This is a genomic window from Lysinibacillus sp. GbtcB16, assembly GCF_019091145.1.
In the GTDB taxonomy this organism is placed as follows: Bacteria; Bacillota; Bacilli; order Bacillales_A; family Planococcaceae; genus Lysinibacillus; species Lysinibacillus fusiformis.
On record NZ_JAGXJV010000012.1, the window covers coordinates 41208 to 54748 of the forward strand.

Annotated in this window: 15 protein-coding genes and 1 rRNA gene; 1 reads left to right on the plus strand and 15 read right to left on the minus strand. The window is 36.8% G+C overall.

Translation table 11 applies throughout. From position 1 onward, the window contains the following. Positions 1 to 14: 14 nt before the first annotated feature. The 3 genes from KVT27_RS21525 to metG form a co-directional block, all read right to left on the minus strand. A complete protein-coding gene (locus KVT27_RS21525) occupies positions 15 to 1226 on the minus strand; it encodes a resuscitation-promoting factor (protein ID WP_036122029.1) in 1212 nt (403 codons plus the stop codon). A 135-nt stretch (positions 1227 to 1361) separates the two neighbouring features. After that, on the minus strand, positions 1362 to 2132 hold the full coding sequence (locus KVT27_RS21530; RefSeq protein ID WP_008181618.1) for a TatD family hydrolase: 771 nt from the start codon (positions 2130 to 2132) through the stop codon (positions 1362 to 1364). 253 nt (positions 2133 to 2385) lie between these two features. After that, the gene (gene metG, locus KVT27_RS21535; protein ID WP_254636231.1) at positions 2386 to 4377 is read right to left on the minus strand and encodes a methionine--tRNA ligase; all 1992 of its coding nucleotides are present in this window, start codon (positions 4375 to 4377) and stop codon (positions 2386 to 2388) included. Between the two features lie 334 nt (positions 4378 to 4711). Between metG and KVT27_RS21540 the strand changes: the two genes are divergently transcribed. After that, on the plus strand, positions 4712 to 4990 hold the full coding sequence (locus KVT27_RS21540) for a transition state genes transcriptional regulator AbrB (RefSeq protein ID WP_004229214.1): 279 nt from the start codon (positions 4712 to 4714) through the stop codon (positions 4988 to 4990). 183 nt (positions 4991 to 5173) lie between these two features. On the opposite strand, the gene rsmI is transcribed toward KVT27_RS21540, so the two are convergent. From rsmI to rrf, 12 genes are all read right to left on the minus strand, one after another. Beyond that, on the minus strand, positions 5174 to 6049 hold the full coding sequence (gene rsmI, locus KVT27_RS21545) for a 16S rRNA (cytidine(1402)-2'-O)-methyltransferase (RefSeq protein WP_036122024.1): 876 nt from the start codon (positions 6047 to 6049) through the stop codon (positions 5174 to 5176). After that, a complete protein-coding gene (locus KVT27_RS21550) occupies positions 6046 to 6309 on the minus strand; it encodes a GIY-YIG nuclease family protein (protein ID WP_008179720.1) in 264 nt (87 codons plus the stop codon). The genes rsmI and KVT27_RS21550 overlap by 4 nt, the downstream gene beginning before the upstream one ends. Next, positions 6293 to 7042 carry a tRNA1(Val) (adenine(37)-N6)-methyltransferase gene (locus KVT27_RS21555; protein WP_036122021.1) on the minus strand — a complete coding sequence of 250 codons (750 nt, stop codon included), beginning with the start codon at positions 7040 to 7042 and terminating at the stop codon, positions 6293 to 6295. The genes KVT27_RS21550 and KVT27_RS21555 overlap by 17 nt, the downstream gene beginning before the upstream one ends. Before the next feature lie 63 nt (positions 7043 to 7105). Continuing rightward, positions 7106 to 7462 carry a DNA replication initiation control protein YabA gene (gene yabA, locus KVT27_RS21560; protein WP_025116340.1) on the minus strand — a complete coding sequence of 119 codons (357 nt, stop codon included), beginning with the start codon at positions 7460 to 7462 and terminating at the stop codon, positions 7106 to 7108. A 27-nt stretch (positions 7463 to 7489) separates the two neighbouring features. Further along, a complete protein-coding gene (locus tag KVT27_RS21565; protein WP_036122018.1) occupies positions 7490 to 8305 on the minus strand; it encodes a PSP1 domain-containing protein in 816 nt (271 codons plus the stop codon). Next, on the minus strand, positions 8298 to 9302 hold the full coding sequence (gene holB, locus KVT27_RS21570) for a DNA polymerase III subunit delta' (protein ID WP_036149788.1): 1005 nt from the start codon (positions 9300 to 9302) through the stop codon (positions 8298 to 8300). Before holB ends, KVT27_RS21565 begins: the two co-directional genes overlap by 8 nt. A gap of 301 nt (positions 9303 to 9603) precedes the next feature. Further along, positions 9604 to 10044 (minus strand): YaaR family protein, encoded by a 441-nt coding sequence (locus KVT27_RS21575; protein ID WP_008179711.1) that lies wholly within the window; start codon positions 10042 to 10044, stop codon positions 9604 to 9606. A gap of 131 nt (positions 10045 to 10175) precedes the next feature. Continuing rightward, the gene (locus KVT27_RS21580) at positions 10176 to 10505 is read right to left on the minus strand and encodes a cyclic-di-AMP receptor (protein WP_004229230.1); all 330 of its coding nucleotides are present in this window, start codon (positions 10503 to 10505) and stop codon (positions 10176 to 10178) included. Positions 10506 to 10651: 146 nt separating this feature from the next. Continuing rightward, positions 10652 to 11281, minus strand: coding sequence for a dTMP kinase (gene tmk / locus KVT27_RS21585; RefSeq protein ID WP_036122013.1), 630 nt, complete (start codon positions 11279 to 11281; stop codon positions 10652 to 10654). Between the two features lie 18 nt (positions 11282 to 11299). Further along, positions 11300 to 12724, minus strand: a complete 1425-nt coding sequence (locus KVT27_RS21590) for an aminotransferase class I/II-fold pyridoxal phosphate-dependent enzyme (protein WP_254636232.1) — start codon at positions 12722 to 12724, stop codon at positions 11300 to 11302. 195 nt (positions 12725 to 12919) lie between these two features. Beyond that, the gene (locus KVT27_RS21595; protein ID WP_036149793.1) at positions 12920 to 13357 is read right to left on the minus strand and encodes an SRPBCC family protein; all 438 of its coding nucleotides are present in this window, start codon (positions 13355 to 13357) and stop codon (positions 12920 to 12922) included. Positions 13358 to 13467: 110 nt separating this feature from the next. Further along, positions 13468 to 13541 (minus strand): 5S ribosomal RNA (rrf, locus tag KVT27_RS27575); the annotation flags it as partial.

The window sequence follows — 13541 nt, forward strand, 5'->3', positions numbered from 1 at the left end:
ATTTTACAATTTTTTTAATTTAATACTTTAATACGCACTTTCTTACGTCCCCAGTTACGTGCTTGGGCATCTGTTTGTACAAGTATATCGATCTTATTACCCTTAATTGCGCCACCAGTATCTCCAGCAATAGCTGTACCATACCCTTCAACCCAAACTTTTGAGCCTAGCTTAATAACAGAAGGGTCTACTGCTACCACCTTCAAGTTGGAATTTGAACGCAAGTTTATACCAGTTGCCGATGTACCTGAGCAACCGTTGCAATATGGTGTATAGGCTGTTGCTGTTACATAGAACTCTTTACCGCTTGATGGCTCTGCTGAACCACGCGATACAGTCGCTGCACTTGCAACTACAGTTTTAGTTCCGACTGCAACTACTTGCTTTTTCGGCTCTTTTAAAACTGCCTCAGATTGTAGATTCTTTGCTACAACCTTCCCATTTTCTTTGACAACTTCATACGTACGAGAAACAGAACCTTTCTGTCCTGTTGCTACTACCTTTTCTTTCCCCTTTTGCAATGAAGCATCTTGCTTCTTTTCAACTGCGAAATCTAAAGAGTCTTCCACTACATCGATAACCTTTTCTACGCGAACTACTGTGATTTTACTCGCCGGAGTAAGAACGTCCTCCAGGTTATTTTCGACACGATCGAATTCATTTAACTGAATTCCTTGTTGTTTTAAAAAGTTAGCGACCGTAGTCGAAGTGGACCATACTTGTCTTTTGTTTACGCCATCGACAAGCGTTAATTGAAACGCTCTTTGAATATCGATTTTGTTTTCTGCGCCTAGCTCAGTATCTAGACCTTGTGCTAAAGAGTCATGTTCAGATACTTCAATATTCGCTTCCTTCAAAATGTCTTTCACTAGTGTTTCAGTTGTCCATACTTTTGACTGATTTCCATCAACTGAAATTGTTACTTCTTTTGCCTGTTCCCATTGAATTGCTAAGCCATTAACAATTTTGGTGTTCAGAGAGGGTGATATTTTGTCATGCGCTGCTACATCTATATTTTGATCTTGTAATAATTGTTCTACAGTTTTGGCATGTGTGGATACTTCGATTGTTTCTCCATTTGCTTCAAGCTTTACGGCTTTTTTCGTACCTTGATAAAGCACGAAAGAGATTACAGATACAAACAGGACAAGTGAAATAATTCTTATCACTGCTTGCTTACTCCTCAATGATCCTAAGAACAAGTTTTTCATGGAATTATTTGACATGAAAAAACGCCTCCTTAATACAAGGTTGGATTATACGGACTAGTTTTGGCACTGTCAACCCGAAAGTATTTCTTTGAAAATTGACTTCTTTGTTTTTGCCAACCGTAAACCCTGTATTGGAGGCATCTTAGCTAGTTAACTGTCAATCCCAAAAAATTTTTTCGCATTGTCGGTAGTTGCTTGTGCAATTTCCTCGATTGTCAACCCTTTCAAACGTGCAATTTCTTCCGCCACTAATGGCACAAAAGCGGGTTCATTGCGCTTTCCACGGTAAGGATGTGGTGCTAAATAAGGGGCATCAGTTTCAATCATCAAGTGCTCAAGAGGGATATCCGTAGCCACTTCTTTTGGCAAACGTGCATTTTTGAATGTCACGGGTCCCCCAAGACTAATCATAAAATTCATAGCAATACATTCACGTGCTGTCTCTACACTCCCACTAAAGCAGTGCATAACACCCCCTACAGATGCTGCATTTTCTTCACGTAAAATATTTACAACATCCCCTGTTGCATCCCTATTATGAATGATAATTGGTAAATCAATCTTTTGCGCTAACTGTATTTGTTTGCGGAAAAGTGCCTGTTGAACATCCTTTGGTGATTTATCCCAATAGTAGTCCAACCCAGTTTCACCAATACCGACTATTTTTGGATGTGCTGCTAATTCCTCAATCCACTCTAAATCTTCCTGCGTGCAATCAATGGCGTCGACAGGATGCCATCCAATAACACCGTAAACAAAATCATATTGCTCTATCAGCTCCATAGTTCTTTCAATGGTTTTACGATCAAAACCTATAACCACCATTTTTTCTACTTTAGCTTCTAAAGCTCTATTGATTACATCTTGAAGGTCTTCCTCGTATTGATCTGCGTTTAAATGTACATGTGTGTCAATAAACATCTTCATTCTCCTAACATAGATTTTATTAAAATTTATTATTTCATATTTTTCGTAAGCATTACAAATTTGTTACAAACGATTCGGGTTTGTGACAATCCACTTAATCGACAAAGCTCGATTTGGTCCTATATACCTAAAAACCCATTAATTTTACAGCATATAAATTATTTCGAAATAATAATAAGGCTAATTCTACCGGCAGATTTGAAAAGCCTGCTGAATAATATCTATTCAGCAGGCCATTCTTCGTTTGTTACTTTACTTTTGCACCATTTTCTAGTTTTGAATCTACAGATGCTAATTTTAAAATCCCATCTTTTTCACCGGCTAGGATCATACCTTGTGATAATTCACCACGTAATTTAACTGGTTTTAAGTTTGCTACGACAATCACTTTTTGACCAACTAATTCATCTGGAGAATAGAATTTCGCAATACCTGAAACTACTTGGCGTTGCTCGTATCCTAGGTCGACTTGAAGCTTTAATAATTTATCAGCTTTAGGCACCGTTTCACAAGCAGTTACAGTCGCAACACGCAAATCAATTTTCATGAAATCATCAATAGTAATTTCAGGAATTTCTGGGTTTCCATCACTCTTTGTCTCACTTTTAACTTCTTCTTCTTGTGAAGTTTTTACTGAACCACGCATTTCTTCACGGATATAAGCAATTTCAACTTCATTTTCCAAACGAGGGAAAATAGGTATCCCTTTTTCTACCACTTTAATGTTTGCTGGAATAGTATTGCCGAATGTTTCAATTGTATCCCATGCTAAGAATTTGTCATCCAAACCAAGCTGTTCCATCATACGTTTAGGTGTTGTTGTCATAAATGGTTGTAACATGACAGCAATTTGATGTAAGCTTTCTGCCAAATTTCGCATTACTGAACCTAATTTTGGTTTATCCGCTTCTTCTTTTGCTAATACCCATGGTTGTGTTTCATCTATATACTTATTCGTGCGTGATACTAATGTCCATAAGTCTGCCAATACCACACTAAATTGCATTTTTTCCATACTTTCTTCATATTTAATACGTACCGACTCAGCCTGCTCTTTTAATGCTGTATCAAATTCTGTCGATTGAAGATTCTCTGAAGGAATAATGCCATCGTAATATTTGTTAATCATCGAAATAGTACGGTTTAATAAATTACCTAAATCATTTGCAAGATCAAAGTTTGTGCGTTCAATAAATGATTCTGGAGAGAATACTCCATCTGAACCAAAAGGTAATTCGCGTAAAAGGAAATAACGTGTTGCATCAAGGCCATAACGTTCGATTAACATTTCTGGATAAATGACATTACCTTTTGATTTAGACATTTTCCCGTCTTTCATCATAATAAAACCATGAGCAAAAACCTTTTTTGGTAATGGTAAATCTAAAGCCATTAAGAAAATTGGCCAATATATTGTATGGAAGCGAACGATATCTTTCCCTACTACATGCACATCTGCTGGCCAATATTTGTTGAATAATGTTTCATCATCTGAAAGATATCCTAATGATGTAATATAATTCGTTAATGCATCTACCCATACATAGATAACATGTTTGGGATCCCCAGGTACTTTAATACCCCAGTCAAAGGATGTTCTCGATACTGATAAATCTTCTAACCCCGGTTTAATAAAGTTATTGATCATTTCATTTTTTCGAGACTCCGGTTCAATAAATCCAAGGTTTTCCTCATAATAAGACAATAAACGATCCGCGTATTTCTTCATATTAAAGAAATACGATTCTTCTTTTACTTTATGGACGGGGCGACCACAGTCTGGACAATTTCCATCAACTAGTTGAGTCTCTGTAAAGAATGATTCACAAGGCGTACAATACCAGCCTTCATACTCACCTTTATATATATCTCCATTATCTAAAAACTTTTGGAAAATCTTTTCGACAGCTTTTGTATGTCGTTCTTGCGTTGTTTGAATAAAATCATCGTAAGAAATATCCATTAACGCCCAAAGCTTTTTCGCAGCCTCTGCAATTTCATTGACATAATCCTGAGGATGTTTGCCCGCTTCTGCTGCCTTCTCTTGAATTTTTTGTCCATGCTCGTCCATACCTGTCAAAAAACGAACATCATAACCACGTAAACGTTTATAACGTGCTATCGCATCTGATGCAACTGTTGTATATGCCGTACCAATATGAAACTTCCCACTTGGATAGTAAATGGGTGTTGTTATATAGAATGTTTTCTTTTGTTCACTCACAAGAACTGCCTCCATTGTTTTACAATATACTTTCTATTCTAACGAAGTCCGAAATTCGTTTCAATGAAAGTTTATTATTCGCGAAAATTGTCGAATAATATATTTAATCCATTTACTGACTTAAATAAGAACCTTTTATACTATAATCAAAAATATTTATTAAAAACCTTTTAAAAAAACAGAAATAACAGCATTCTTCTCAAAAATTTTTTTAGAAAACCATAATATTAGTGCATTAATTAATTGACGTTTATGGCATTACTTGGTATGATAACTATCAGACAAAGAAATGATGTCGAAATTTGACGAAATGCCAATATAACTTTTATAAATTAGGAGGAAAACTATTATGAAATCAACAGGAATTGTTCGTAAAGTCGATGAGTTAGGTCGTGTAGTAATACCTATCGAATTACGCCGTACACTAGGTATCGCTGAAAAGGATGCTTTAGAAATCTATGTGGATGATGATAAAATCATCTTAAAAAAATATATGCCTAATATGACATGTGCTGTTACTGGCGAAGTTTCAGATGATAACTTCCGTCTAGTTGGAGGCAAATTAATTTTAAGTCCAGAAGGCGCTGAAATGTTAGTAAAAGAAATTCAATCAAACTTAAAAAAATAATGCTTACACACCTAAATCAAGACAGTGATTTAGGTGTTTTTAATATAAACGTATACTATCTACTATACCCAAATTGTGAATCCCTTATAATGTCCATGTCAGACCTTTATATGTAAGGTTACTATTATTTATATTTGTAATCAATCCAAAAAATTAAGAGCTACCCTAAGGTAACTCTTGATGTCATTGATTATGATATTCGTTATAGACATCTCTCTTCGCTAATTGTCGTTCCTTGGCTACTTCTTTAATGGCTTCTTTAGAACTTACATCGTTTTGTTGAAGGATATAATCCACATGCTCGATAATAGACAGTGTATGCCAATAAGCCTCTTCAGAATCTTCCACTTCAACTTCCTGATTCCCCTCAAGGACTATACAAAATTCACCACGTATTTCTTCTGTTTGTGACCATTCTATAGCTTCTGCTAGGGTCCCACGCAAAAATTCTTCAAATTTCTTAGTCAGCTCTCGCGCTAAAACAATACGACGATTTCCTAGAATAGCTTCCATGTCTTTTAATGTTTCCTTTAAGCGATGAGGTGCTTCATATAATAAAATCGTTTCTTGTCGTTTTTTTAATTGTTCTAATTGCTGGCGACGATCTTTTTTTCCACGATTTAAAAAACCATAAAAGAAAAATGGCTGGGGTGTTAATCCTGAAGCTATTAATGCAGTTATTGCTGCATTTGGACCTGGTATAGGCACAACCGGAAAGTTTTGAGCAATTGCTTTTTCAACTATATCTGCTCCAGGATCAGAAATACAAGGTAAACCTGCATCACTCACTAATGCGATGGTCTTCCCTTCCTGTAGAAAAGTTAATAATTTTTCTCCACCTACAGCTAAATTATGTTCATGGTAACTCATTAAAGGTGTGTCAATTTCAAAGTAGTTACATAATTTCTTTGTATTTCTAGTATCCTCTGCTGCAATAATATCCGCTTCTTTTAAAATACGGAGCGCCCGTACACTAATATCCTCTAGATTTCCGATAGGTGTTCCTACAAGATATAAACAGCCTGTCTGATCGTGTATTGTACTTTTTTGTGATTTCACGATTCACCCCTCCTTATATACATTATTTTTTGAGTTCTTGTTAGTTGCTTAAAAGCATATTCTGCGCGCATTGCCTCTTCCTTTGTTTCAAATTCTTCCTTATAAATACACTTTACTGGCCCTCTAGCTCTTGTATATTTTGCCCCTTTGCCAGCATTATGTACAGCTACACGCTTTTCTAAATTATTTGTATAGCCTGCGTAAAGTGATTGATCCGCACACTCTAGCACGTAAAAATAGTGACTATTGCTCTTTTCCATAAAGAATCTCTCTCACTTCTGCAGTGTATTCATTATTCTCATTATAGACATACAATGGCGGTAATATTTTCAAATCAGGCTTCCCATCCTTTATTCCTTCTATTAATAATGTATTGGCTTCTTTTCCTTCTTTCGGATAAATAAGCTGCATTCGTTTTGGCTCTAAACGATTTGCACGCATTGCCGTGACTATATCTAATAATCGCCCTGGTCGATGCACAAATGCTGCTTTCCCTCCTTGCTTTAATAATTTGCTTGCTGATTGAATGGCCTCTTCTAATGTTAAATAGAGTTCATGCCGTGCAATAGCATGATGCTCACTAAGATTTTTATCACTTGCTTCATGCGCTAAAAAATAAGGGGGATTGCACGTAACAACATCATATTTTTCAATGCCCAGTTGTTTCGGTATTACTTTTACATCTCCAAGAATCATTTGAATTTGATTTTCTAATTGGTTATAGCGAACACTTCTCTCTGCCATATCAAGCAGGCGTGGCTGAAGCTCAACTCCTATTATTTGCCCCTTCGTTCGTGCACTTAAAAAGAGAGGGATTACACCATTTCCCGAGCATAAATCCACAATATTTCCTTTATGAGAGGGAATATTGACAAACTTTGAAAGCAATACCGCATCCAATGAGAATGAAAAGACAGATGGACTTTGAATAATACGTAAATTCTCAGCCAATAAATAGTCTAGACGTTCATCACCTTTTAGCCATTTTTCCATGCTAATTCCTCCTATGCTACAAAAGAAAAGACTGATACCACCGTGGTGGGAATCAGCCTTCTATTATACATTTTGTTTATTTAAAAATGATAGACAAAACAGACAATCTTCACCTTTTCGAGAGCTTCCAAAATGAACATGACAAACATGGAAACCTTCCTGGTATAGACGAGCTAGGTTATCATAGCCTTCACCTATATCTAGCGGACTCTCTTTCTTTACTTCAGCAGCTTGTACGGAGTGTGTATTTGAAAGTAGTTCTTCTAGACGTGTGCGAAGATGATGATTTTCTGTTTCGAGTGCCTTATGCTCTTCCATCATTAACGCTACAAATTGTTTCAATGCACCAAATTGCTCCTGCATTGCTTCGAGCTGTTGTTCGAACTCCATAACGGTATCTAAGAAATTACGGTCCTTCACCCAAGCCACCTCGTTAAATTCTCTATCTTATATAAGATTTTTTTCGCATGCTAGCAGTTCTTCTAGTGTATACTCAACTGTGCGCTCCTGCTCTTGTAAATATACTTGAATAAGTCTTTCCAGCACATTCAAACCTACAACTTTACCGCGGCCATCTGGTGTCATAGCTACTTCACCTAAATCTGGCATACCTTCTTTTGCCTCTTCATACTCATCATTCTCATACTTTAAGCAACACATTAAACGTCCGCAAAGTCCTGATATTTTTGAAGGATTTAAAGATAAGTTTTGATCTTTAGCCATTTTAATAGAAACTGGCTCAAAATCTCCTAAAAATGTAGAGCAACATAGCATACGACCACAAGGCCCAATGCCTCCTAATAATTTTGCTTCATCACGAACACCGATTTGGCGGAGTTCGATACGTGTTCTAAATACCGAAGCTAAATCTTTTACAAGATCCCTGAAGTCAACTCGTCCTTCAGCTGTAAAATAAAAAATGATTTTATTACGATCAAATGTATACTCAACATCTACAAGCTTCATTTCTAGATTATGTTCTATAATTTTAGTACTTGCAAGTTCAAATGCTCGTTTTGACTCAGCAGCGTTTTCTTCTACTTGTATACGATCACGATCATCCGCCGGTCGAAGTACTTGTTTAAGTGGTAATACAACATCATTCTCACCTACTACTTTTTGAGGGACAACCACTTTACCATATTCGACCCCGCGCGCTGTCTCAACAATAACATATTGACTATCTTCTAATAGAAATGATGCTGGATCAAAATAATATATTTTACCCGCTTTTTTAAAGCGGACTCCTACTACATTATACAAATGTATATCCCTCCTGCAGATTTAGCATTAACTGCTCCATCAATAACGTCCTATTCATGTTACGCTGTAAAGATGCACGCGCCTGTAAAATAGATTCCATTTGCTTAGACAATTGCTCATAAGTGGAATATAACGCGACTTCTTTGAATAGTGGTAACATGTCTGGATAAGTACAAGCTGCCTCGGGATTAGCTTTTATTGACACTATATCACGGTAAGCAAATAGTAGTAAATCCAATGCTTGCTCTATTTCGCTTTTTTCTTTAAAGTGTGGTAGCCACTCCTCGTGCACAATAAGCATGGCCTCATGTACATTTTGCCGAATAGCTTCTACTAATTTTAACACTGTTTTTCGAGCAAGTGCAAACTGCTCATCACTTGCTAAAAATATCGCCATTTCGAGCTCGTTCGTCATCATACTTACGGTTGAAGCCATCGAATGCGAAATATTATTTTCCTGTAAATGCTGTAATAAAACATGACGGGGCATTTTTTGGAATTTTATGTGTTGGCAGCGCGAGCGGATTGTTGGTAGTATCGATTGCATTTGCTCTGTTAATAAAATAGCAGTAACCTCACCATCTGGCTCCTCTAAAAATTTAAGTATCATGTTGGCAGAAGCCGTGTTGAGACGATCTGCATGATGAAGAACATAGATTTTGCGTCCCTCTTCTACGCCCATCATTTTCATTTCACCAATTAATTCACGCATTTGATCAATCTTAATAAATTGACCCTCTGGATAAATTTGATGAATATTTGGATGATTTCCCGAATCCACACGTCTGCAATTTCGACATGTTTCACATGGAACATTTTCGTTTGGGTGCTCACATAGCATTAGTTTGACAAAAAAATGCATAATATCTGCTTTGCCTGTCCCTTTTTCACCGTCAAAAATGTACGCATGTGCTAATCTATTTTTGTCAAAAATCGTTTGAAGTTGCTTCATTACAACTGGTTGTAGCGCGAATAGCTCTTCAACATTCTTGGCCATATATTTAAAATTCCTTCCTGTTTCTATTGTAAAGATGGGACTGTTCCCACTCTTAACTTTCCATAGAAACATTGCAGTAGTTCTTTATTGGCGATTGCGTTTTGTGTAAAATTGCCATTGTCACCTCACACGTTTAGGAAGATAATCACTGCGTTTTTAATTAACAGATACTCTTGACTGACTCAAAAGTGAAATGATTAGTATTTTAACGTTATTGGTTTTCAATGATCATGGGTCTACTATTGAATGAAGGTACATATTCGAAAAAAGCCCGCGCCTATAGGAGAATGAGACACGGGTTTTACATATATAAGTTAATTAGTAAGCCTTTAATCTCACCGATTTTATCAAGGAGGTCAATCGCTTCTTTCTCTTCGTCTAAAAGATCTTGCGCAAGTTCAACCAGACGTGTATCAATCGTGTCAATGATTTTCAAACGTCTTCCTTCACCAAAACGATTCCAAGTATGAGATTGCTTTAATTCCATACCATGTTCTACTGTCTCTTGTAGAAATCGTTTAACTAGCATTTTAAACCTAGCAAGTTCTCGTAAATTACGCGATCTCGCAACTCGGTCACCTGCAGTAGATATATCCCCTAACAACCTTGTCAATTGCTCAGTTTGCAACTTTGTTCCTTGCTTGACGACCATATCCCCAAATCGGTTATTTTGATTATTATTTTGTAGTGGCTCTTTACGATTTGTATTTAACCCGACGCGTATATCTTGATTAATTTTCAAGCTTGTTTCGCCCCCACGATCTTTATCTATTTCTCCTCAGCATGATTGCTTTAGGATAACAATAGGCCAAATCCTAATCATGATTCTGCCTTTCAAACAGTGAACCCTAATGTTTATGAGGAGGCTCTTTTTTAAAAATGATGGAATTGTTCAATCGGTAAAACAAAGACAGTGGCTCCTCCTACCTCAACCTCTACAGGATAAGGAATATAGGAATCAGCATTTCCCCCTAGTGGAGAAACTGGCGCAACCATCTGCTCCCGAGCACGACAATTATCCCGAATAATATCTAAAAGTTTGGGTATGAGAGAGTCTTCAGTTCCTATAAGAAACGTCGTATTTCCTGAACGTAAAAATCCTCCTGTGCTCGCTAATTTAGTTGCGCGAAACTGATTTTTCGTTAAAGCATTTGATAAGCGGCTGCTATCCTGATCCTGCACTACAGCTACGACTAACTTCATTCGCACTCACCCCTTTTATAAAATTAACCTAAATAGGTTTCAATATTATTCATAAGCTTTTAATACTTCCACTATTAATAATCTAATTGAAGATAAAATAATGGATAGTATCATTATATCACATTGTTATAGACAACTTCATGTATTTACTGTATTGCGTCCAATAATAATGACCATACATCTTCAACAACACTATCAATATCTTGGTCAGCATTCACAATACGTATACGTTCTGGATAACGCTCAACGAGTAGTAAATATCCTTCATGCACCTTTTGATGAAACGGTAAACTTTCAACATCTAAACGATTTACTTCACGATTTCCCGTTGCATAAATACGTGCTAAACCTACTTCTGGTGCAATATCAAATAATAGCGTCATATCAGGTAATTTCTTTCCGATAGCGAATTCATTAATGGAAAGCACCTCATCAATACCTATACCTCTTGCATAACCTTGATAGGCTAAAGATGAATCGATAAAGCGATCACATATTACCAACTTCCCAGCATCTAAAGCAGGTTGAACCTTTTCAAAATAATGCTGGCTTCTTGCTGCAGCATATAACAATGCTTCAGTTCGTTCATCCATTGCTGTATGTGCAGGATTTAAAATAATCGTTCTTATTTTTTCTGCAATTTCAATTCCACCAGGTTCTCTTGTTGCTAGAACATCAATATTTTTTTCTGCTAACCGCTCTGCAATCTTTTGGATGACGGTTGTTTTCCCTGCTCCCTCTGGACCTTCAAATGTTATAAATAAATTGCTTTTCATGCTGTTAATTGCCTCCAACTATTTAATGACCTGAATCATTTTTTCTGTTAAACGATGATTTCCTTGAAATGTTGCACCTGCTGCTAGTAATTCTTCTAACTGACTTAGTTTTGCTACTGTTATTCTTTCTCCTGGCACTAGTAATGGAATGCCGGGTGGATATGGAATAATCATACTTGCTGATATTCGTCCCATTGTACGCATATATGGTAACCATTCTTTATTTAAAGATGCAATCTCATTGAAAGTATAAATAGGCTCAGTTATCTGAACAAATTTATAAGCTGCTTGAGAAGCCTGGCTGCTATCAGTTTTTGCTGTTTCTAATAGCAATGTTACAGCTTCCTTTATGCGGACTCTTATTTCAGCAAACGGATAGGTATGTCCTTGCTTGAGTAATGGTAATATGAATAAAACTTGATTCCTATCAGCTAACTCCCCATAGACATGCTCTGCCTCTAGCGCCTTCTGTAATTGAAAGCCACTATAACCTTTGACACGTAAAAGTAATTTAAGAGGGTCATCTACTTCAATAACTTCCAAAGAGCCAATCGATCGTAATGCTTCAACCCATTGATTCCTTTTTTCTATTATATATGCCCCATCACTCTCCATATATGTCTGTACATAATAACGAGCATCATCTAATGAAGCTAATAGCACATAAGATGGGCTACTAGATTGTAGCATACGTAAATAGTGATGAATTTTGTCAGCTTCTATTAACTCCGATCTCACATGCATAAAGGATGCCATCGTCATCGCAGGTAGAGTTTTATGCGCTGAATGTACGACAACATCTGCCCCAAGAGACAAAGCTGATGGTTGAAATAATGAACATGCATGAAAGTGAGCGCCATGTGCTTCATCCACCAATACAGGGATCCCCTTTTCATGGCAATAAGCAATTTGTTGCTGTATTTCACTAGAGGTTACCCCATAATAAGTAGGATATGTTAAAACAACTGCTTTCGCCTCTGAATAATTTTCTACAGCTTCCTTTAAATCCTGAAACGTAACATGTGTTGCCGTTAATGTTCGTTCATCCCATATCGGTGACACGAAAATAGGCTTGGCTCCAACAAGTTCAATGGCATGAAATATAGACTTATGCGCATTCCTTTGAACAATAATGATATCGCCTTTTTGACAAGTAGCGTAAATCATTGCTAAATTTCCAACGGTAGAGCCTCCTACCAAAAAGAAACTTTTCATCGCTCCATATGTATCAGCTAATAAATGTTCTGCTTCTAAGATCATTTCCTCAGGATAATGCAAATCATCCAGTCCTGATAATTCAGTTACATCATAACGCATAACATCCTTAAATGCTTGCGGAAGGTGAGACAGTTCGCCATGCTTATGGCCAGGGACATGAAAAGAAATATTTTGTTGTTGTCGAAAACGTTCTAACCCCTCGATAATCGGCTTTTTCTTTTGCAAAACAAACACCTATTTTCGTTATATTCTCATCTAATTATACGAGATTATAACGCGATAAAAAAGTCATCCTTCAGCAAGCTGTTCTATATTTACAGGTAAAGTTATAATTTTTCAATAAAATGCCTTACTATTATAAAAACCGACCATTGCCACCTTCTGCAATAATCGGTTCTCCACCCTTTATAAATGAAACTATTATTCTTTTGCTACCGTCAAAGCCATTTGACTAACGAGTTGCTCCACCAATTGTGGAACAAATTTTTCTAATACAGGATTCATCATTCCTGCTAAAAAGCCACTAGCCTTCATAGTTAAGCTACCAGTAAGTTGGATTGATTCATCTTGGTGCTTAATTTCGAATGACCCATCACCATTTATCGGATCCGATAGGCCAATTAAATCAAATAAGACTTGATGTGGTTCTGAAGGTTTCAATTGAAGCTCCACCTTCACAGCCTTTTGAATGATGCCGAAGTCACCTTGAAAAACCCAAATCATGTTATTTTCATTTAGCAACTCATGATGCAAATAACCTGGTATTAAAATAGCCCACTTTTCTCTATTTTGAATAAAGCTCTCTACCTTTTCTCTCTGTATATAAATTGCATCACTAGTATATAGTCCTGTAGCCACTCTATTTCATCCCCTTTATCCAATCTTTACCATTAAATTTTACCATTTTCGGTGCTTACAAAGACAGACAAAAATAAAAACCGCTGAGATATATCTCGGCGGTTACAATTGCCTAGCGACGTCCTACTCTCACAGGGGGAAGCCCCCAACTACCATCGGCGCTAAAGAGCTTAACTTCCGTGTT

Coding starts and splice junctions, on each gene's coding strand:
- metG (WP_254636231.1), bottom strand. CDS start 4,377: ATGGAGGCAGTTCTTGTGAGTGAACAAAAGAAAACATTCTATATAACA.
- KVT27_RS21530 (WP_008181618.1), bottom strand. CDS start 2,132: ATGTTTATTGACACACATGTACATTTAAACGCAGATCAATACGAGGAA.
- holB (WP_036149788.1), bottom strand. CDS start 9,302: ATGGCCAAGAATGTTGAAGAGCTATTCGCGCTACAACCAGTTGTAATG.
- tmk (WP_036122013.1), bottom strand. CDS start 11,281: ATGAAAAGCAATTTATTTATAACATTTGAAGGTCCAGAGGGAGCAGGG.
- KVT27_RS21540 (WP_004229214.1), top strand. CDS start 4,712: ATGAAATCAACAGGAATTGTTCGTAAAGTCGATGAGTTAGGTCGTGTA.
- KVT27_RS21525 (WP_036122029.1), bottom strand. CDS start 1,226: ATGTCAAATAATTCCATGAAAAACTTGTTCTTAGGATCATTGAGGAGT.
- KVT27_RS21580 (WP_004229230.1), bottom strand. CDS start 10,505: ATGAAGTTAGTCGTAGCTGTAGTGCAGGATCAGGATAGCAGCCGCTTA.
- KVT27_RS21555 (WP_036122021.1), bottom strand. CDS start 7,042: ATGGAAAAATGGCTAAAAGGTGATGAACGTCTAGACTATTTATTGGCT.
- KVT27_RS21550 (WP_008179720.1), bottom strand. CDS start 6,309: ATGGAAAAGAGCAATAGTCACTATTTTTACGTGCTAGAGTGTGCGGAT.